This is a genomic window from Methylomonas methanica, assembly GCF_001644035.1.
Classification (GTDB): Bacteria; Pseudomonadota; Gammaproteobacteria; order Methylococcales; family Methylomonadaceae; genus Methylomonas; species Methylomonas methanica_A.
The window spans coordinates 47,834-68,973 of the sequence record NZ_LUUG01000071.1; the positions used below are offsets into that span (position 1 = coordinate 47,834).

Annotated in this window: 18 protein-coding genes; 10 read left to right on the forward strand and 8 right to left on the reverse strand. The window is 52.1% G+C overall.

Annotated elements, in window-relative coordinates; genetic code table 11:
• Nucleotides 1-247 precede the first annotated feature (247 nt).
• A complete protein-coding gene (gene pgi / locus A1332_RS11740; RefSeq protein ID WP_064008672.1) occupies nt 248-1,885 on the reverse strand; it encodes a glucose-6-phosphate isomerase in 1,638 nt (545 codons plus the stop codon).
• 312 nt (nt 1,886-2,197) lie between these two features.
• Between pgi and A1332_RS11745 the strand changes: the two genes are divergently transcribed.
• The 4 genes from A1332_RS11745 to A1332_RS11760 all read left to right on the forward strand — a co-directional run bounded on the left by A1332_RS11745 (nt 2,198) and on the right by A1332_RS11760 (nt 5,072).
• Nucleotides 2,198-2,791, forward strand: a complete 594-nt coding sequence (locus A1332_RS11745; RefSeq protein WP_064008673.1) for a hypothetical protein — start codon at nt 2,198-2,200, stop codon at nt 2,789-2,791.
• A gap of 133 nt (nt 2,792-2,924) precedes the next feature.
• Complete coding sequence (locus tag A1332_RS11750; RefSeq protein ID WP_064008674.1) at nt 2,925-3,824, forward strand: hypothetical protein; 900 nt, start codon at nt 2,925-2,927, stop codon at nt 3,822-3,824.
• A 60-nt stretch (nt 3,825-3,884) separates the two neighbouring features.
• On the forward strand, nt 3,885-4,307 hold the full coding sequence (locus A1332_RS11755) for a YqaA family protein (protein WP_064008675.1): 423 nt from the start codon (nt 3,885-3,887) through the stop codon (nt 4,305-4,307).
• 3 nt (nt 4,308-4,310) lie between these two features.
• Entirely contained in the window at nt 4,311-5,072 is a 762-nt protein-coding gene (locus tag A1332_RS11760) for a hypothetical protein (RefSeq protein WP_064008676.1), read from the forward strand.
• Nucleotides 5,073-5,101: 29 nt separating this feature from the next.
• On the opposite strand, the gene A1332_RS11765 is transcribed toward A1332_RS11760, so the two are convergent.
• Together A1332_RS11765 and A1332_RS11770 are read right to left on the reverse strand one after the other, a co-directional pair.
• Nucleotides 5,102-5,647, reverse strand: coding sequence for an MOSC domain-containing protein (locus A1332_RS11765; RefSeq protein ID WP_064008677.1), 546 nt, complete (start codon nt 5,645-5,647; stop codon nt 5,102-5,104).
• A gap of 262 nt (nt 5,648-5,909) precedes the next feature.
• Nucleotides 5,910-6,461: a hypothetical protein gene (locus A1332_RS11770; protein ID WP_064008678.1), complete on the reverse strand. Its 552-nt coding sequence runs from the start codon at nt 6,459-6,461 to the stop codon at nt 5,910-5,912.
• Nucleotides 6,462-6,727: 266 nt separating this feature from the next.
• On the opposite strand from A1332_RS11770, the gene A1332_RS11775 reads away from it, so the two are divergent.
• The 5 genes from A1332_RS11775 (at nt 6,728) to A1332_RS26310 (ending at nt 13,971) form a co-directional block, all read left to right on the forward strand.
• Nucleotides 6,728-9,556 (forward strand): valine--tRNA ligase, encoded by a 2,829-nt coding sequence (locus A1332_RS11775; protein ID WP_064008679.1) that lies wholly within the window; start codon nt 6,728-6,730, stop codon nt 9,554-9,556.
• A gap of 4 nt (nt 9,557-9,560) precedes the next feature.
• A complete protein-coding gene (locus A1332_RS11780; protein ID WP_064008680.1) occupies nt 9,561-11,003 on the forward strand; it encodes an HDOD domain-containing protein in 1,443 nt (480 codons plus the stop codon).
• A gap of 3 nt (nt 11,004-11,006) precedes the next feature.
• Nucleotides 11,007-11,801: a response regulator gene (locus A1332_RS11785; protein WP_064008681.1), complete on the forward strand. Its 795-nt coding sequence runs from the start codon at nt 11,007-11,009 to the stop codon at nt 11,799-11,801.
• A gap of 157 nt (nt 11,802-11,958) precedes the next feature.
• Entirely contained in the window at nt 11,959-12,498 is a 540-nt protein-coding gene (locus A1332_RS11790) for a PAS domain-containing protein (protein ID WP_064008682.1), read from the forward strand.
• 3 nt (nt 12,499-12,501) lie between these two features.
• Nucleotides 12,502-13,971: a methyl-accepting chemotaxis protein gene (locus A1332_RS26310; protein ID WP_064008683.1), complete on the forward strand. Its 1,470-nt coding sequence runs from the start codon at nt 12,502-12,504 to the stop codon at nt 13,969-13,971.
• Between the two features lie 306 nt (nt 13,972-14,277).
• Here the strand turns inward: A1332_RS26310 and A1332_RS11800 are convergent, their stop codons facing one another.
• The 3 genes from A1332_RS11800 to A1332_RS11810 form a co-directional block, all read right to left on the reverse strand.
• On the reverse strand, nt 14,278-14,793 hold the full coding sequence (locus tag A1332_RS11800; RefSeq protein WP_064008684.1) for a septal ring lytic transglycosylase RlpA family protein: 516 nt from the start codon (nt 14,791-14,793) through the stop codon (nt 14,278-14,280).
• Between the two features lie 103 nt (nt 14,794-14,896).
• On the reverse strand, nt 14,897-15,292 hold the full coding sequence (locus A1332_RS11805) for a glycine zipper family protein (protein WP_064008685.1): 396 nt from the start codon (nt 15,290-15,292) through the stop codon (nt 14,897-14,899).
• A complete protein-coding gene (locus A1332_RS11810; RefSeq protein ID WP_064008686.1) occupies nt 15,292-15,675 on the reverse strand; it encodes a hypothetical protein in 384 nt (127 codons plus the stop codon). The genes A1332_RS11805 and A1332_RS11810 overlap by 1 nt, the downstream gene beginning before the upstream one ends.
• Before the next feature lie 279 nt (nt 15,676-15,954).
• On the opposite strand from A1332_RS11810, the gene A1332_RS11815 reads away from it, so the two are divergent.
• Nucleotides 15,955-16,161: a hypothetical protein gene (locus A1332_RS11815; RefSeq protein WP_157204001.1), complete on the forward strand. Its 207-nt coding sequence runs from the start codon at nt 15,955-15,957 to the stop codon at nt 16,159-16,161.
• Between the two features lie 163 nt (nt 16,162-16,324).
• Here A1332_RS11815 and A1332_RS11820 read toward each other — a convergent pair whose 3' ends face one another.
• Both A1332_RS11820 and A1332_RS11825 read right to left on the reverse strand, forming a co-directional pair.
• Nucleotides 16,325-20,353, reverse strand: coding sequence for a hypothetical protein (locus A1332_RS11820; protein WP_064008688.1), 4,029 nt, complete (start codon nt 20,351-20,353; stop codon nt 16,325-16,327).
• 145 nt (nt 20,354-20,498) lie between these two features.
• On the reverse strand, nt 20,499-21,029 hold the full coding sequence (locus A1332_RS11825) for an REP-associated tyrosine transposase (RefSeq protein ID WP_064008689.1): 531 nt from the start codon (nt 21,027-21,029) through the stop codon (nt 20,499-20,501).
• Nucleotides 21,030-21,140 lie beyond the last annotated feature (111 nt).

Consider the following 21,140-nt stretch of genomic DNA (forward strand, 5'->3'; position numbering starts at 1 on the left):
CAATCCGCAAAAATGACGAGCGCCTTTGAGAATCTGACAACGTAGAATTTTAAGCGAGCAAAAAATCTAAAAATCGTCTCAAACAGTGGCTATTTCTTGGTAACACCATACGCCCGAAGATGGCTTACTTTGCTCAGTACCCGCAGGGCATAAAGACGAACGGTTAAACCTTAAGTTTATGGCATTGGCCCTCGAAGAGGGCCGGGATGATCTACAATCCTAAGACCCTGCGTGAATTGCCCTGTGCTTATTTCCGCAAGCGCTTATAAGCGTTGATCAAGCCGTTGGTAGAGCTGTCGTGGTCGGTGACGACGTCTTCGGTTTTGAGTTGAGGCAGAATCGCCCGTGCTAACACTTTACCCAATTCCACACCCATTTGATCGAAGGAATTGATATTCCAGATCACGCCTTGGACGAAGATTTTGTGTTCGTAAAACGCAATCAGGGTGCCCAAGGTTCTGGGGGTAAGTTTTTTGAATAAAAACGAGTTGGAAGGTTTGTTGCCTTCGAAAATTTTCGAGGCAATCAAGGCGTCATCCAAGTTGGGCTCGTGGCTCAAATCCTTTCTAACCTCGGCCTCGGTTTTGCCGCGCATCAAGGCTTCGGCTTGGGCCAGAAAGTTGGAGATCAGGATGTCGTGGTGATCCGGTAAATTGTATTGGCTTTGCGCCGCCGCCAGGAAATCGCCGGGGATAAGCTTGGTACCCTGATGAATCAACTGGAAAAAAGCGTGCTGACCGTTGGTGCCAGGCTGTCCCCAGATAATCGGGCCGGTGTTGTAATCGACTTTATCGCCGCTGATCGTGGCGCTTTTACCGTTGCTTTCCATATCGCCCTGCTGGAAATAATCGGCAAAAAACTTCAAGGACTGCGCGTACGGCAAAATGGCGTAGGTTTCCGCTTCGAAGAAGTTGTTGTACCAGATACCCAACAAGCCCATGATGACCGGGATGTTCTTTTCGAATGGGGCGCTGCGGAAATGTTCATCGGCAATGTGCGCGCCCATCAGCAACTCTTCGAAATTGTCCATACCTATGTATAGGGCAATCGACATGCCGATTACGGACCACAAGGAATAGCGGCCACCGACCCAATCCCAGAATTCGAACATATTGTCCGGGTCGATGCCAAATTCCTTAACCTTGGTGACGTTGGTCGAGATGGCCACGAAATGTTTGGAAATATGCGCGGGATCGCCTGCGGATTGCAAAAACCAGTTTCGCGCCGAACGGGCGTTGGTCATGGTTTCTTGCGTAGTGAAGGTTTTTGAGGAAATCAAAAACAGCGTGGTTTCCGGGTTGAGCGGTTTCAGCGTTTCGACGATGTCTGTCTGATCGACATTGGACACAAAATGCGCTTTCAAGCCGTCCTTGCCGTAGGGCGCCAGCGCGGTATCGACCATTTTGGGGCCCAAATCGGAACCGCCGATGCCGATGTTGACGATGTCGGTTATGGCTTTGCCGGTATAGCCGGTCCAGGCGCCGGAACGCACTTGTTCCGTAAATACCCGCATTTTCGCCAACACTTTGTTAATTTCCGGCATCACATCCTGGCCGCGAAACAATACCGGCTTGTTGCTGCGGTTGCGCAAGGCGGTATGCAAAACAGCGCGTTTTTCCGTGGTATTAATAATAGAGCCGGAGAACATGGCTTCGGTCTTGGCCGAGAGTTCTGCGCGGTTAGCCAATTTGATCAACAAAGGCAAGGTTTCTTCGGTAATTAGATTTTTAGAGAAATCGAACAGCAAATCGTTAAATGTCACGGAAAACTTGTCGAAGCGTTGCGGATCTTTATCGAACGCATCCTTCATGCAAAATTTGCCGGCAATCTCACGGTGATGTTGCTTAACGGCATTCCATTCGGCAGAGTTTATTAATTTGGACATATTGTTGTGATTTAATTAACCGGATAGGGGGATATTTCAGTAGACCTGAACAGGCAGAGACAATTTAAAGGAATGATTCATAACCCCATTATAAGGATTGTCTTTGATTGCTGACAAAAAAAATTACAGCTTGAATCGATCATCTCAACTACGGCACGATAGCCTTTCTTTGCCTATAGCGATGTGCTAGAGTTAGTCGCTGTTTTGATCGAAATCAGGCAGTTACGTTCGCCAATGATTTAAACACGTTCATGTATAACCACATGAAAAATAATAAAAACTACAGCATTTATTAACACGGGAAGGGTATTTATGAGAAGCTCTCGCATATTAAGAAACGGTTTATTGGGCTTGTTGGGCCTGATTTTTTCATCAGCAGTGTTGGCGCACGGTGGCGCCGCAGGTACCGACACTGACCAATGTAAGTTCGAACTGGAAAAAGATCACTGGATCCATTACACCGCCTATCAGCCTAATGCCTACCCGGCGGAAGAGTTCTGCGGCAACATTCCAGATACCAACACCTTGACTCAATTGGTATTCGACTATCAAGATCAACGTTATCGCGGCATGGCTATCGAATTTGAAGTGACCAAAGAACCGGAAGGTAAAAGGGTGTTCTTCCAGGCTGCCGAAAAACACAAATCAGGCACCGTGATTCTGAACCTGCCGCAAGGTGTGCAAGAAGCAGGCAAACATTTGATCCACATCACGCTACTGCAAGATAACGGCGAACGATTGGATGCTCATATGAGCTTTAAAGCCGGCGCAGGCCAACCTACCAGCAAAGCCAGCTATGGCCTTTATGCGCTGGTGTTGTTCGCGGGCTTGTACATATTCTATCTGTCTAACGCCGGCTTTAAACGCAAAGTCGACGAGATGATCGGTAAAGCCAAAGAAATCTAAGAAACACGCCGCAAGAATCGTTATTCCGCCTATGCTGCGCGGCGGAATAACGTACTTTCCGGCAGCCTTGTCAATCAGAACTATCGCGGCATAATCGACGCTATACATAACGCCCCTTCGAGGTAATGCAATAATGGTCAAATTCGTATCACTTGCCACACTGGTCTGTGCCTTGTCTGTTAATACTGTGTCCGCAAAAGAGATCCAGGATCACAATCAGATGATGAACCACGGCGACGGTCATTTGATGGATATGGATGGCGGCATGGTCATGGGCCAAAACACCGACACCTTGCCAGGCGGCTGCGATAAAATCGCCGCGACCAAGGAAATTACCGTGCATGCCGGACACAAATACTCCGAGAAATTCCCCGGCACCATGTTTGCGTTCGACCAGCAGGAGTTTCAATTCGAACCGTGCACCAAACTCACCGTACATTTCATCAACGAAGATGATATCCGCCATCAATGGATGATGCATGGCTTACCGAAATATTTGTACCCGAAAGGCATGTTCCATTTGGAAGTGAGCGGTCCCGGCAAAGTATCCGGTACCTTGATCCTGCCGCCCGGCGACAAAACCTATTTGGTGCATTGCGACATCGCTCAGCACATGGAAAAAGGCATGAAAGCCCAATTGAAAGTCGGCAAAGGCAGCGAAGACTTACCCAGCATTCCTGGCGTAACCGCAGCGATTTTCCCGGACGATTACAGCGGCAAACCTTATGACCCCGTACTTGATGCGCCGGCTCCCAGCAGCACCCCTGTGGCAACCCCAGCAGTCGCGGCAGCCCCCGCACCGGCTGCAGCAGTCGATGATTCAATTATTTCCGGCACCACCGTGATCGGTTTGGCTATCGGCTTTATTGCCGCACCTTGGCTGGCAAAACGTTTTAAAGGCATGAGTGCCGGCGAGATTATCGCCACCGTGCTGGAGCAAGTCGCGCATGGCGTCGGTTATGTCATACAACTGATCGGCAAACTGATCAAAATGGTATCCGGCAAAAACGTCATTGCTTTACCGGATAAATAAAGACTGAACAAAAAGCCCCTGAAACAATCGTTTCAGGGGCTTTTTTTATGAGCCAAACAAATGCAGTTAGAATCGCTCGGTCCTTTGGGATTATTTATCAGCGCCTTCATCTCCTCCACGGTCGCCCCCGGCGGTTCCGAAGCAATATTGGCCTATCTGGTTAACAGCCAGCAACATTCGGTCAGCCAGTTGGTAGCAATCGCCAGCATTGGCAACACGTTGGGCGCGATGACGACTTGGTGGCTAGGCCTATGGGCCGCCAAAAAATATCCGGCGGAGGCTTTAGCCAAACAACATCAAAAATCCTTAAACACCGTGCGCCGCTGGGGTAGCTGGGCCTTGCTGTTTTCCTGGCTGCCGTTGGTCGGCGACGGCCTGTGTTTTGCCGGCGGCTGGTTGCGCCTTTCCATACTATCCTCGCTGTTGGCGATTTTTTTAGGTAAAGTGTTGCGTTATATCGCCGTTGCCTACGCCTTTGTCTAAGCCATGAGTTTCTTTTCCTTACCGCATTTCCCCGCCGCCAATACCGTCGCCGAGCACCATAAACGCGATTACCAGATTGCGGCGTTTACCTTTGTCACCACCACCATCTGCTTGACGATGGACGGTTTCGCCCCGCAGTTCATGCAATACGTGTTGGCGTTTTTCGGCTGGCTGTTTTTAATCGCCTGGCTGCGCGGAGAATGTAAATACGTGCGTACGCAAGTGGCGGTGGCGGTGACGTTTGCGGTAATCGGCGAGTATTTCGCTTCCGTTTACATGAAAGGCTATATCTACCGCTTCGGAAACGTGCCGGCCTATGTACCGGCTGGTCATGGCTTGGTATATCTGACCGCCGTGGCACTGGGCCGCTCCGGCTTGTTTCAGCAACACGCCCGCCGCATTGCGGTTTTCGTTGTTGCCGTCTGCGGCACCTGGGTGGCTTGGGGGCTTAGCGGCTTTGGGCGTTTGGACATTATCGGCGCAGTATTGTTTGTGGTGTTTTTGGGCTACTTATTCAAGGGCCGCTCGCCTATGGTTTACTTGGGCGCCTTCTTCATCACTTCCTGGCTGGAAATCGTCGGCACCAGCGCCGGCACCTGGGCTTGGGCCGAGATTGATCCCGCCTCACACCTGCCGCAAGGCAATCCGCCCAGCGGCGTTGCCGCCTGGTATTGTTTGGTCGATGCGGTGGCTATTGCCGGCGCGGGTCCGGTATTGCAAGCATTCACCAAAACCGCATTGGTATTGCAGCGGCAGCGGGCTTGACCGTTTTTGTAGACAGGGTTACACGCTGTTCAACCCAGTCCCTTTGGCTCCACATTTTGAATCGCGTTCAAGCGTACCCGGTCACCTACTCGAATCAAGCCACCGGCCGAAATCCGCGCCGTCACGCCCCCGTGACCGCGTAGCGCGTTATAGCTTCCCAATCCCAATTCAGCAGCCATTTTAGAGCACGGATCGCAAGGGCCGGTGACTTGAATAATCACCTCATCGCCCACTGCCCATTCCAATATCGCATCCGGGAACGGCGAGCGCATACCGATAAGATTGAGTCCCGAAACCACGAGGTTGCGCCGCAGCCGAGTCGGCTGCAATTCCCCGAGTCCACACCAATTGGCGACAATAGGTAAATGCTCGGCCTGGAACAAAGTCAGTTCGCGTTTTGACGATTGTCTGCCGGAACGAGCGGCATTTGCCCGCCGGTCGCCCAGTAGTCCCCGACCCGGCTCCGCGCGGGCTTCGTTGACAACAACCGCCGACTCACCGCGTGCCGGACGGAGGATAATTGCTTCGATCCGGCCTTCTGAAGCGAATTGTTGAGTAAGGTCGCGAAGATTCATGATTGAGTGGCGATTTGGCGCCGAGGTAAATGTGACTAGCGTAGCGCAATCGTAGCTACGAGTGCTAAATAGTATGTGCCGACGTCAGGAGGCGCATCTGTCGCGACCGATGCGCTTTACTTTGTTCAGCACATCCTACGGCCCTTGAGCAATCGAAGGCCATGATTCAAATTTGGGTGCTTGCGTATAAAACCATTCATAGACCTAACGTGGAAGTAACAGGCCTGCGCGGTTTTTCGCGCAGGTCCGGTTGACTGCCGGGTTATGCATGAAACCGCTCATGCCTAAATTTTCCGAGTGCCAATGCCCATTGTTTGGAAATTTCCAACAGGGACACCGCCAAGTCGCGGAGGCATTCCGGGGTGAAGAAATAATTTCCTTCACCTAGTTCTCGGTTGATGAATTCAAAAACATTGCCGTGGCATATATCGTTTCTCAGTCGAACGATTTCGACATCAACCCGGGCTGGTTTCTCCGACCGCAGTTTTTCAAAGAAGTTACTTTCACCCGCGAACGCTAATTTTTCCACCGGCATGCCGTGAGCGTGTGCGTCCAGAATTAGCCGATTGCTAAGAACTCGATATGGTGAAGGTACTTGCGGGACGTGAGGGTCAGCAATCTGTTGCAGTGTCACTCGAAGAGTGGCTTCAACGCCATTGAACAGTGAACTAACTGCGGGAACATATAGATCATGCTCCAGTGCACTGACCGCTTGAACGAAGAACCAATGAAACTCAGCTCCCCGGAGGTTTTCAAGGAAGAAGTGAGAATCCTTTTGATGCTGAGTAAGCCAATCTTCTATCGGTGGCGGCATATGGTGGTTGGCCTAATGCATAACAAGTAATTAAGTAGTTTCCGTATATCATCCAGGAAGCGATGATATACGCTCGTGCGTTTCGCTAACAATAATTTTCCTGCGCCAAAGCAAGCATCCCGTCTCCGATAGCAGATCACTGTCAAACAGAAAAAAATCAACAACAACCCGACCCTTCCCCCGTACTGCCTTTAACTCTATCCCCCTGCGCATTTACGGTTAAAATACTCACCCTAATTTAAACCCAAGCTCATCCGACACAAAACATGGAAAAGACCTATTCCCCGCACGCTATCGAACAACGCTGGTATCAACTTTGGGAAGAGAGCGGTTATTTCGCCGCCAAAAGCGAGGGCGACTTGGCTAAAGCGCGAAGCGAATCTTATTGCATCATGATTCCGCCGCCCAACGTCACCGGCAGTTTGCATATGGGGCATGCGTTTCAGGACACCATCATGGATGCGTTGACCCGCTACCACCGGATGAAAGGCTACAACACGCTGTGGCAACCGGGCACCGACCACGCCGGTATAGCGACGCAGATGGTGGTGGAACGCATCATCAATGCCGACGGTAAAACTCGCCATGATTTGGGTCGCGAAGCGTTTATCGAGAAAGTCTGGGAATGGAAAGAAGAGTCCGGCGGCACCATCACCCGCCAATTGCGCCGGATGGGTTCGTCGCTGGATTGGGAAAAAGAACGCTTCACGATGGACGACGGCATGTCGGACGCGGTGCAGGAAGTGTTCATCAAATTGTACGAAGAAGGCCTGATCTATCGCGGCAAACGCCTGGTGAACTGGGACCCGGTGTTACACACCGCCGTCTCCGACCTGGAAGTGCTGTCCGAAGAAGAAAACGGCTCGATGTGGTATATGCGTTACCCGCTGACCAACGGCACCGGCCATTTATTGGTAGCCACCACCCGCCCGGAAACCATGCTGGGTGACGCGGCAGTGGCGATACATCCCGATGACGAGCGCTATAAACATCTGCTCGGCGAATTCGTCGAACTGCCGCTGACCGGCCGCCGCATTCCCATCATCGCGGACGACTACGTCGATCCTGAATTCGGTACCGGTGTTGTAAAAATTACGCCTGCGCACGACTTCAATGACTACGAAGTCTGGACTCGCCATAAGCAAATGTCAGTGATCGCTGATCAACCGCATGGCGGCTTGATCAATATTTTTACCGTCGATGCAGCGATAAGAGGTAACGACGACGGCTTTACTATTATTCCTGAGGCCTATATCGGGCTTGATCGCTTTGAAGCGCGCAAGAAAATTATTTCCGATCTGGATGCCCAAGGTTTGCTTGAAAAAATCGCCGATCACAAACTAATGGTGCCGCGCGGCGACCGCACCGGCGCGGTTATCGAACCGTTATTGACCAACCAGTGGTACGTGAAAATCGCACCATTGGCGAAACCAGCCATCGAAGCGGTGGAAACCGGCGCGATCAAATTCGTGCCGGACAACTGGAAAAATACTTATTTCGAGTGGATGCGCAATATCCAGGACTGGTGTATCTCCCGGCAAATCTGGTGGGGCCACCGCATCCCGGCCTGGTACGACGACCAGGGCAATACCTATGTCGGCCATTCCGAAGCGGAAATCCGCGCCACGCATGGCCTGGCCGCTGATTACCCGTTAAAGCAAGACGAAGACGTACTGGATACCTGGTTCTCGTCGGCTTTATGGCCGTTCTCGACTTTAGGCTGGCCGGCGCAAACCCCGGAATTGGCTAAGCATTACCCCACCAGCGTATTGGTCACCGGCTTCGACATCATCTTCTTCTGGGTGGCTCGGATGATCATGATGGGCTTGAAGTTCCAAGGTGAAGTGCCGTTCAAGGAAGTGTACATTCACGGCCTGGTCCGCGATGCCGAAGGCCAAAAAATGTCCAAGTCCAAAGGTAACGTGCTCGATCCCATCGACATCATCGACGGCATTGATCTGGAGGCTTTGGTAGCCAAACGCGTGTCCGGCATGATGCAGCCGCATCTGGCCAAGAAAATCGAACAAGCCACCCGTAAGCAATTCCCGGACGGCATTCAATCCTTCGGCACCGACGCATTGCGCTTTACCTTCGCTTCGCTGGCGTCGACCGGCCGCGACATCCGTTTTGACTTACAACGTACCGAAGGCTACCGCAACTTCTGCAATAAGCTCTGGAACGCAGCCCGCTATGTGCTGATGAACACTGAGGATCAGGATAACGGCATCGATTGCGCTGAGTGCACATACAGCCAAGCGGACTTGTGGATTCTGTCGCGCTTGAATCGCACCATCGCTACGACGACCGATGCGATCAATAGCTATCGCTTCGACTTGGCCGCGCAAGCGATCTACGAATTTACCTGGAACGAATACTGCGACTGGTATCTGGAACTGGCAAAAATCTCGCTGCAAAGCGACGACGAAACCCTGCAACGCGGCACCCGGCAGACGTTGTTGCGCGTGCTGGAAACTGTTCTGCGTTTGGCGCACCCGATCATGCCCTTCATTACCGAGGAAATCTGGCAACGGGTTGGACCGTTAGCTGGCGTTACCGCCGCCACCATCATGTTGCAACCGTATCCGGAAAGCGACAGCGCGGCGATCAACACCAATGCCGAAACCCAAGTCCAATGGGCGATGGACTTCATCCTTGGGATTCGCAGAATACGCGGGGAAATGAACATCGCCCCCGGCAAACCGCTGAATGTACTATTACAAAATGGCAGCGCCGCTGACCGGGATTACCTGAAAGAAGGCGAAAGCTACCTGTTAAAACTGGGCCGATTGGAAAGTATTACCTGGCTGGCGGCGGACGACAATACACCGGAATCAGCGATTGCGCTGGTCGGCGACATGAAAATCTTGATTCCGATGGCCGGTTTGATCGACAAGGACGCAGAACTGGTTCGACTGGAAAAAGAAATTCAACGCATCGAAAAAGAACTACCGCGTATCGAAGGCAAACTCGGCAATGCCGCGTTTGTGGATAAAGCGCCGCCGGAAGTCATCGAGAAAGAGCGCGAGAAACTGGCGGGCTTGCAGTCGTCCTTAAAAAATCTGAACGAGCAATTCGCCAAAATCAAAGCCTTATAAGCCAATGACCCCTACCGGCACCGCGCAGAAGCCACCGCAAACTCTGGACGAATGGACAGAGTTGCTCCGCGTGCAGGAAATGCCGATTTTCTCCAACACCGCGCATAACATCTACGCGGCGTTGGACGACAGGCACAAGGGCGCCATTGAGCTGGCGGCGGTGATTCTGCAAGACCCCAATCTCACCGCCAAACTGCTTAAAGTTGGCAGCAGTCCTTACTACAATCCCTCCAAACAGAAGATGAGCACCGTGTCGCGGGCCATCGTGGTGCTGGGCGCGGAGGTGATAAGGGAACTGACGCTGGCCTGCTCGTTTTTTGAAGCGATGCTGTCCTCCACCAACAAGGACAGGGCCAATCGAGAAATTGCGTTAGCCTTGCATGCCGCCGTGCAAGCTAAGGACTTGGCACTAAGCATGGGCGACACTTCGCCGGAAGAGGTGTTTGTGGCTGCTCTGCTGCACAATATCGGCCACATTGCCTTCTGGTGCTCCGGCAATCCGCAATCCAAAAAAGTCCATGAGCAAATCGAAAAAAGCGGGCTGAACAATCGCGAGGCCGAGAAAAAAATACTGGGCTTTACCTTGCAGGACTTGGGCAAAAAACTCAGTAAATCCTGGTGTCTGAGCGGCTTGATCGAAGAAGCCATCGCCAAACCGGACTCCGCGGAGAGACGGGTGAAAATGGTGCAACTGGGCCACCAGATTTGCGCAGCACTTAAATCGGGCAAAGACTCGGAAGCCATGCAGGCTTGTCTGGCAAAAGTTGCTGAGTTTTCCGGCCTGCCGCCGGCAACCCTAAAAGCCAAGATCGACAAAAACACCTTGGAAGCGGTGCACATTGCCCGGCAGTTCGGCGCCAATGATGCCTCCAAATTCATCAGCACCGAAGCTATCATCGCCAAGTTCGAAGAAGCGGAAGAGGAAAAGGCCGACAAGAAACAGCTGCAATTTCAAATTTTGCAAGACATCAGCAGCCATATCAGCGGTCAGATCGATTTGAATGGGCTATTTGAAATGGTATTGGAAGGCATACATCGGGGTGTGGAAATGGACAGAACCCTATTCATGCTGCTCAGCCCGGATAAACAGACGCTGAACGAAAAGTTTTCCTTGGGCTGGCATAACATCGCGCTCGACCAAAAAATCCGCATATACAATTCCGAAGCCTCGGCAAACTTACTGTTTCACGCCTTACAACAGCAAGAAGGCGTCTGGCTGTTTCCCCAGCAACATCATGAGCTTTACACCCCGCAGATCCGCCAACATATCGGCGAATACGAGTGCTTCGTTTTTCCGGTTTATGCGGAAAAAAAGACCGTGGGCCTTATTTATTGCGACCACTCTATTCATGGACTACCCTTAACTCGCGAGGATTTCATCGCAGCCAAGCACTTTGCCAAACAAGCGCATATTGGTTTAACCCTGTACTGCATGAAACACCACTAATCCATGACAGACCATCAGCTTGCCAATCTTCAGGTTTTTCTCGTCGAACCATCTCATACTCAGCAACAAATCATCTCCCACTTTTTGCACGACTGCGAGATAAACGATATTACCTGTGTGCAAAGCGGCGCCGAGTTATTCGAACGCTTACAGCACTCCCAGCCCGATCTGATTATCAGCTCAATGTATCTGCCGGACATGACCGGCGTGGAGTTGGTCCATGCACTGCGCAATGACGACGCCTCGTATGAAATGGCCTTTTTGCTGATTTCCAGCGAGACTAATATCAAATATCTGGAACCGATCCGCCAGGCCGGCGCGATTGCTATATTACCCAAACCGTTTACCCGTCAGGCCCTGGAAACTGCCCTTCATTCCACGCTGGAATATGTTCGCCCGGAAAAACTTAACCTGACGCATCTGGATATCGAAGACCTGCGGGTACTGCTGGTGGACGACAGCGAATTCTCGTTGAAATATCTCACCAAAGTTTTCGAAAACATCGGCATCTATCAGATCGTCACGGCTCACGACGGCAAACAGGGTTTACAACTATTCAATCAACAGTATTTCGACCTGGTTGTGACCGACTACAACATGCCGGAAATGGACGGTTTACAGTTGATAGACCATATTCGCAACCACCCCGAACGCGGCTCGGTACCCATTCTGATGGTCACCAGCGAGCAAAACCAAAATCGCTTGGCAGCGATAGAGAAATCCGAAGTATCCGCCATACTGGACAAACCTTTCGAAGCAACTTCAATCAAACGCCTCCTGATTAATTTGCTCAATTGAGCTAATCTTGTGTGGCGAGCGAATACCCCACAACATGCGCGGCTATCACAACCCCGGATCGAATCAATGTCCGATGCGGTCATGATCAAGCTCATCCGGTTTTCGCGCAGAACATGCATGGACTGACCACCAATAGCCCCAAATTAAGGTACGGAATATGAAGCCGACTATCACCCCTAACAAGAACGAAAAAAAACTCGCGGATGACGATTTTATCGTTTCCAAAACCGACACCTCAGGGCGCATCACTTATGCCAATCGCATCTTTATGGAAATTGCCGGCTACCCGGAACATCAATTGCTGGGCATACAACATAACATCATCAGACACCCGGACATGCCGCGCGGCGTATTTAGATTTATGTGGAATACCCTAAAAGCCGGTGACGAATTTTTCGGTTTTGCCAAAAATTTATGCCGGGACGGTGGATTTTATTGGGTATTTGCCAACATTACTCCGGACTACGATAAAAACGGTAAATTGCAGGGTTACTATTCGGTACGCCGTAATCCCCCCCGTAACGCTCTGGAAGTCATCATCCCGATTTATCGGGAAATGCTGGTTATAGAAAAACGCCATTTGGTTAAAGATGCCCCGGATAAATCTCTGGAATATCTATTCGACGTGGTCAAGCAAGCCGGCGCAAAAAATTACAATAGCTTGGTGTTAAGCCTTTATAAACCCGACGGAGTGTAAGCCATGAATTCCAACGCCAATATTCCGTTTTTAAGAACCAAGCTTAATTACGCAGTGGCCGCCATTCTGTTTTCCGCTGTTGCCGTTTTCATCTACACGCTTATGGCACATGGCTTTTCCTGGCTGATACTGGGCTTGTTGCTGCCGTTGCCAGTGGTGGCCTTGGACGCCTGGCACGCCGGCAAACAATGTCTGCTGGTATTAGAGCGGATAGAAGAAGTGCTGAGACACACCAATCAAGGCCAGCTCTATCATCGCGTCACCAAAACGCGCGGCATGGGTGAAGTCGGCAAGATAGCCTGGGAGCTCAATGAAACCCTGGACATCATGGAGTCTTATTTCAAGGAAATGAACTCTTGTTTTAAACACGCCGCAGAAGGCAATTACGACCGTTATGCCCTGGTTGACGGCTTTCCGGGGATACTGAAACAGTCTGCAAAGAATATGAACGACGCCATCAAGTTGATGGATGAAAACGACAAACTGACGATCAAACGACGTTTATCGGCAGGCCTGCATGCGCTCAACACCAACAATCTGCTCAACAATCTGAAAGGTAATCAAAGCGACTTGCTCAATATCACCGAGCAAATGCAAAAGGTAGAAAATATTGCAGTGGAAACAGGCGAGAACGCCAACGCCAGCCTATCCGCCGTGGAAACCATCAGTAACTCCCTGTCCGACATCAACTCCAATGTGCATTCGGTATCGGATGTAATCGGCGCGCTGATTAACGACAGCAAAAAAATCACCGAATCCTTATCGATGATTACCGGGATTGCCGATCAAACCAATCTGCTGGCCTTAAACGCCTCGATAGAAGCGGCACGCGCCGGCGAGCACGGCCGAGGCTTCGCGGTGGTCGCGGACGAAGTCAAAAACCTCTCCGAACATACCAAAAACGCCGCATTGGAGGTATCCAGAACCCTCAAGTCTTTTAATAAACGGGTTGAACAAATGCAAACCGAAGCGGAAAGCTCCTCCTCGCTTTCGCAAGAGATACTGGCGCAAGTCAATTCCTTCCGCCAACAGTTTTCCAATTTATCCCGATCCGCGAAGATCTCGGTCGATTACATTTCTTATGCCAAGGACAAATCTTTCGGCGTCCTGGCTAAACTCGATCATGTGGTCTACAAACAAAACGGCTATGTGGCCGTCGAAACAGCCAACGAATGCCCTCATCACCAAGCCATCATGGTAGACAACCATAATTGCCGGTTAGGAAAATGGTATTACGAGGGACTGGGTTATGAAAAATTCCGTTCGACCAGCGCTTACGCCAAATTGAATCAACCACATGCCGACGTGCATAAAACGACACAAAGGGCTTATGAAGTTTCTCGCGACAAATGGGTAGATGATCCCGGCATGCTCGATGAAATCATTCGGCAAATGCAACTGGCCGAGGCCGCCAGCGCCGAGGTGATGCAATATATCGATGCGATGGTGGAAGAACGACACAAAAACGTATAGCACACAGCTGTACAGAATCGTCGCAACGCAAGTAGCTTCGGTGCGAAGGCGGCGTAACAATTAGGAACCTCACCCTCAGAGCAATGACGTTAAGCTAGGAGTTGGACATGTTGTAGGGTCGAATTTATTCGACCTTTGGTGCATATAGTGCGAATAAATTCGCACCTGCAAGTTGCATTGCCCCTCCGGGAGATGGCTAGGGTAAGGAGATGTAAATACCTTTTTTGATTCTCATCGCCTTAAACACACCCTCTTGAAAAGGGCTGTTGGGCTTTTCTCTGAATAGTTACAAATTCTGCAACAAGCCTAACTTCCCAAATATTCCACCGTCACTTCCGCCAATCCGCGCATGCCGATCTGTTCCGCCGCGCCCTGGGACAGATCGATAAGTCGATTAGCCTTGAAAGGCCCTCTATCGTTGATCACCACATCCACGGATCGGCCGTTACGCAGATTGGTAACCCTAACTTTTGAGGGGATGGGCAGCGTTTTATGCGCCGCCGTCATGCCGCGCGGATCGAAGCGGTCGCCGTTGGCAGTAAAATTACCGGATTCTGCGCCATACCAGGAAGCCAGGCCCTGCGCTTTGTAACCCAGCGCGCTGTGCATGGGTGAATACGTTTTACCTTTAACTTTGTAAGATTTAGTGTAAGTGGTTTTGGTTGTACCGGGCAGCGTAGCTTGATCGTCATTGCGTTGCAGCGTTGGAATACCGGAACAAGCACTAAGCAGACTAAGAAACATCAGCGGCATAACCGCACGCCATCGCAGCACGTTGAGGCTAAATCGGCTTGAAAAAGCCGATACCGTGTCTAAAAACATAACTGTTTCTCCGCGTGGAAGGCTGCTTAAACAAGCAGTCTTCTATGGATTGAGTTGAAAAATTCAGAAAAGATTGCCGAACGGGTTTCTGCTGACGTGTTGGTCAGTTGACTACCCGATGGCCGCGTTGGCGTAAGCAGTTGTTGTAGGCGTTTTTATACCGGTCTTCAGATTGAATACCTTGTTTGGATGCACCGCCGATACCGCCGGCAGCTGCACCGATAGCCGCGCCTTTTCCAGGGCTGCCGAGCACAGCTCCCAAAGCGGCGCCGCCGGCCGCGCCAATCAGGCCGCCAACACCGGCTCCTATCGCGGTTTCCTTCGCGGTGCCCCCCGACGCTTGCGATGCCAATTGCTGGCACTCATGCATATCCTGATTCAAGCGATAAGAGTTTTGGTTGTTGTAAGTGTCGACGGTTGGCGTCCAACCAGTTTGCGAAGCGCAAGCCGATAACAGCAGACAACCGGCAGTTAGTGAACAGACTGTTAGCTTCTTCATTATCTGTTCATCCCATTGCCAATCCACGAACCGGCCGCAGCACCGATACCGGCCGCCAATGGGTCGCCCCGGCCCATTTCATAACCCATCGCACTACCGACCAAACCGCCGACCAGGCCCTGCGGAGAACGCTGGTCGTAACCGCCATATCTAACAGGAGGTGGTGGCGGTGGCGCGTAATAGTGCTGTTGCATAGGCACATATTCCACTACTCGCTCGGGCACGTAAACGCGCTCCACAGGGTAAGCCGGATAGTACTCACGGCCGTAACCGTGACCATGATGGTGGTGGCGATGATGGCGATGCTCGCCCCAATCGTCGTCGGCCAAAGCCACTGACGAAAACAACAAACCGATCAACATGATTTTTGTCATTCTGAACATATACGACTCCTTGTTGGGAAATTATTCAGTTGCGGGAAATTCTAGGGAGGTTGGCTTAAAACAGAATTAAGGGCAGATTATGATCGGATTAAGAATATTACCCTGCTGGTTCGGGCCTTACGGGCAGAAAAGACGAGCGACAAACCGAAGAGACCACCACCGAAATACCCTCCAGGTAAGGGTCTCCGGGCAGACGACACAGTATGCCTTGTCATATTTTTGTCACGCGCCGACTCTATACTCGACTGATGATTTTTGCCCTTATGTGAGGAGTTTGTTGTGTTAAATCGAATTAGAGAAATGCTTTCGCGAGGCAGCATCGCCAATAAAATCGACAGCGAAGAGTGTCCGATGGGCTCCGAACATGTCTTGCCGGCGGAAATGATTCAGTTATTGTCCGGAAAATCTCGGCCGACTCACACTGACATGAACCAGGGCAAAACCCGGTTAGTTCTGGATGAGCATGAGTTGGCGCTGAGCTATTGAGTTCAGCCCCTCTCTTGATGAGGCTGTCGTAAAAGGTAGGTTGGGCTGAATACAATGAAGCCCAACAGTTTGATGCTGTTGGGCTTCGCTTTGCTCTGCCCAACCTACGTTTGTCATTTACAGCAGCCTATTGATGGCGAGGGATAATCCGATTAGCCCCCGATCATTTCGGCACAACAGCTTGGACCGGCGACTTTTTCCAAAGCCCGCCACCGGCAAAACAGTTCCACCCCCAGCGCAGCCAATTCAACAAGGCTGCGGCCATCCACAAAGACCAAGCCAGCATTAAAATCCGGTAGGCCAGTAAAGGCAGGCTGACTACCGTGGCAATGGCCAACTGCGGACCATTGCGATCCTGATACCAATTCAGCAAGGTCGCCGAAGATTGATTCCCGGCAATCTGCATATCCGGACTACCCAACAAACCTTGCTCGACCGCAATCGCGATCAGTAACAAGGACAGCAAGGTCAAACCGGCCAAGCCGATCTGCGCCAGATTGAACCAGCGCGGCCGCTCCGGCGCATGGCCGGCGCGGAAACCCAACGCAAACAACCAGCCCACCACCAAAAACGCTGCGGCAATATGCAACTGGCTCAAGCCTATGAGCAGCAAAAACCACTGCCAATGTTTTAACGGCGTAATACTCAGCTTACCCAAACCCGCCGCCAATAAGGCCAGCACTATCAATAAGCCCCAGATCAAAGTGGCCGGCCCGAATTTTGGGCCGAAGGTCCACAGCAACCAACGCTCTTGCGGCATCAGCAATTGAATGCGGCTGTTAACGCTGGCAACGCCGAGATCGACCAGCGGCGTACGCAACAGCAAACCGGGTTCTTTGGCTGTCTGCCAATTCAACACAATTTGCTGAGTACCGGGATGTATCGGTAAGCTCACCGTCGCACCTTGCTGACGAATCGGTTGACTCACCCCGTCTATCGTCACGCTTTGCAATTCCGCCTGCTCCGGTAGTTTTACGGGATGTTGTCCGCCTTTGGAACTGCGAATGCTCAAGCTCAATTCCACCGTTTCGCTACGCTGTCCGGGTTTGACCGTCAATTCGCTATTATCGATGGTCAAAGTGGCACCTGCCACCCCTTGCGGACGGCTGATAGTCAGATTGACCCGCTCGCCCGGCCAAGGCCGCCATTCCGGTAACCACTGGCCCTGCCCATCCTGATGATGCACCACCGCAATGCCGTCGGCCTGCAAATGCCAAATCGGACTGACGTCGGCGCGCCATACCTCGTGCCATTGCGATGTATCGGCAGCCTGCAATGCCAGTTGCCCGGTTTTTGCCAGCGCCGACTCCCATTCCAGCGTCGCCTGGCCGGCCGCCATGTTGACTAACACTTTCCCGTCCTTGACTCGTACCTGCGGACTGGTGACCGCTTCGCCCGGCAATAACGGCAGCTCCAGCAACACCGGACTCAGCGCGCCGGCCAATTGCTCGACTCGGGTGGTCACGCGCCAATCCAAACCCAAATGCAAGGTTCTTTCCACCCGCACAAACGCCGGCAAAGCGGTTTGTTGCAGCTTATTTTTCGGCCCATTATCGGGTTGCAATCGGCTGAACTCCAGTTGCGGACCCACCTTGCCGTCTTCATACCAACCGTCCACCCGCCAACCATCGGCTGAGACGCTGGTGTGTTGCGGCGGCAATGGCAACGGCAGACTAAATTTATCCTGCGCGGCATAGCGGCCCTGCATCGTTACCTTGTGTACGCCCTGCGTCACCGCCAGCCACAAGCTGCCGTCATCCTGCCGGATCAAGGCTTGCGCCTCGCCGCCATCGACGCTGACCTGTTCCGGAAACCATTGCTCAAGCTGAGCCGGCAACGGTACCGCCAGATCCTGCTGCGCATGCAATTGCAATTCGATGCGCAGCAACTCCTGCTTAACCGATAATTGCATGTCGGCTATCTGCGCGCAGTTGGGCAGACATTGCGGCGCTTGCAGCAAGCGGGTTTTCAGTTGCTCCAACATTGGCGCGTCTGGCAAATCGGCATAGGCCTTTTCGTTGGGCGACATCAACAGCGGCAACAGCAACAGACAGGTCAAACTCGGCAAGGACAAGCGCCAGTCACTGGCGATGGCACCGAGCATTTTCAAAACCAATACCGCCACCAGCGCAGCTTGGGCAAAGTGCAGCAACATCATCATAAACGGCGACAAATACCACAGCCGGATTTGCTGCCCGCTATCGACCGCGCCATTCCAGCTTAAATGCACGTTGTGCCATCCCCAATGAGGCAGACCGGGGCCGGTTTGCAGATTAGCTTCCGGATCGATACGTTGCAAACTGGCCGCGCTGCCGCCGTAAGAACTGGACGCCTTGGGTTTAGCTAAATACTCGCGCTTCGTTTCGGCAAGTTCGCTCAGTTCCGGCTCCATCGCCGAATCCGTCATCTGCTCGGCCTGCATCGCCATCGGTGCTGCCGCACTCACCACCGAATGCAGGCGTTGAATGGGTTGTCCGGGTAGTTCCAGTTGCGGGTAAATACCGATACGAATCTGGTCTATCATGAACGGAATCGTCAGCATCAGCAGCGCCAGCCAGCTGGCGTTGCGATACCATTTCAACCATTGCCAAAAGCTACCCGCCGGCAATACCCGCAGCAGAGCCGACACCGCCAGCACATTCAGCCAAATCAAGCGCGGCGCGTCAGTCTCATGCCAAATCAGCGCCAAACTCAGCAGGGCAAATGCGCCCCATTGCGGCGACCAGAGCCGCCCCACCGCTAATGCCGCGATCAAGACCAAAAACAAGTCCAGCAATGTCCAGCGGTTTAACCAGCTATTCGGCACATTATCCACGCCGCTGACCGCCAGCAAACGCCAGCCGGGCGGGATATTGAGTTCGGCCTGCACCTGTTGAAAACGCTGTTGCCAACCGCTGGCGTTGAGGACATTCAAATCGGCTTCGATCCGGCTATCGGCATTGAGGCGGATAGCCCCGCGCCGGACTTCGACACCCTGGCTGCCATCGGCCACCTGGGTAATCAATTGACTCTGACCGTCCAGTTGCACCTGCCCCAGCCCCAGTTCAGGCAATGCATTCAGACGCCAGTCGCGGCTCATGCTGCCGGTAATGTTATCGCTGACGGTGTAGCCGCCGCCCTCGAAATCCAGCCACAGCGTGCGATTCAGCTTGAGTTGATTCGGCTCGGGCTCCGGGTCGCCTCGGCGGATTACCTTAAACGCCATGCTCTCGCCCTGCTTTATCTGATAGGTAGGCAGATGCCGCCATTCGGCGGGCAGATTGGTTTGACTGCCGTCTATCGCGGTCAAATTCTCGATCTCCACCAAACGCAAGGCCGGCGCGGCCTGGAATGCCCATAACTCGTCGGCAGGCCAGTTCTCATCTTTTATAGTCAAATCCAGTTGCGTCAAAGCTTGCGGGTGACGGCCATGAATATCGATGCTCCAGCGCCCCGGCCGCACTTGCACCAACAATCGCCCATTGCCGTCCAAACGAGCGGGTAGCGGGCTATTCAGTGCCACCGGGATAAAATTAGGCAACAAGGCATAGGGAAACTCGATCTCCCGCGCTTTGCCGGATACTTCCAATTCCAGACGCGTGATGATTTGCAACGGTACCTCGTCTAACACGTGCCGGAACACTTGCAGGTCCAGCCTATCCTGCTCCCGATCAGCAGTATTGCCGTTCTCGGTATTCAGCCACAACGCACCTTGTTTGATTTGCGGATAAACGACCGGCTTATCGTTGACGCTGAGCTGAATCAGGCCGCTGGCCTCGGGCAGGGCTAGCTGTTCCGGTAAATTTTCCCAGAGAAATTCGCCGCTAATCTGGTAACGGCCGGCCGGCAATTGCACAGTCGGCTTGCCGTCCTTTTCCACGACCGGTTGGGTTTGTTTGTTGACTAAGACGGCTTGCGGCCAATGTTGGGTGTCGCCCGGCAAGACAATCCAATCCTTGCGGTAAACGGTCCAGTCCGCAACGAAGCTGCCGTGCTTGGCTTGTAAATTCAGGTGCAGCGCGCCCGGCCAGGCGCAATGCTTTTGTTGAAAATCGTCGAAGAAAAACGGGCAACGGTATTGGGTTTCATCGGCCAACACCCAGTTGACCCAGGGCTTTAGCGGTTCCGGAACATCTTGCATGTCCAAAGCCCTTGCTGTCTGCAACGACGCCTGCCCAACCAATAGCAGCAGCACAAAAACGAAGCGTCCCATAATATCCTCCCATTTCAAACCGTTAATTTTTTGCCGGGTTATTGACGTTGGCGATGGGTTTCGCTGCGCTCTACCCATCCTACGGAATTACATAAAATTAGAGTTGTAGGATGGGTAGAGCAAAGCGAAACCCATCATCAAACACCTATTCCAATTCCAAATCACTTTCCAATCCTGCGACTCCACCCCAATCCATTGGCAAAATCCCTTGATATACAAATTGATGAAACGACGAATAAGGCCAACCCGCGACGGTTGCGACATGACCGTGTTTCACCGGATTGAAATGAATGTAATCCACGTGCCGGGCAAAGTCGTTATCGTCTTTTATACGGTGCTCCCAAAATCGTCTTTGCCAAATTCCTCGCTCATTTTTAAGCATACGGCTGTTGGAAATTTTTTCACCTGTTTCAAAATGCCTGGAAAACACGGACTTGATCTGTCGCCAACGCAAACTGAAATCATCGTCACCATCGGGTAAAGTCCAGATGGCATGCAGATGTTCCGGCAACACGACAATAGCTTCTATTGTAAACGGATGTTTTTGTTTAACCGTACGCAAGGATTGTCGCAAAACTTCAATATGATCCGTCAGAAGTGTTTGGTTTCTATCAGCCAGATTTACCGTGAAGAAATAAGTGCCACCTTGGACTCGATGACGTCGGTATTCGGTCATGGTTAGCCTATTAAGAAGTTAACGATGGGTTTCGCTGCGCTCTACCCATCCTACGGAATTACATAAAATTAGACTTGTAGGATGGGTAGAGCAAAGCGAAACCCATCAAAC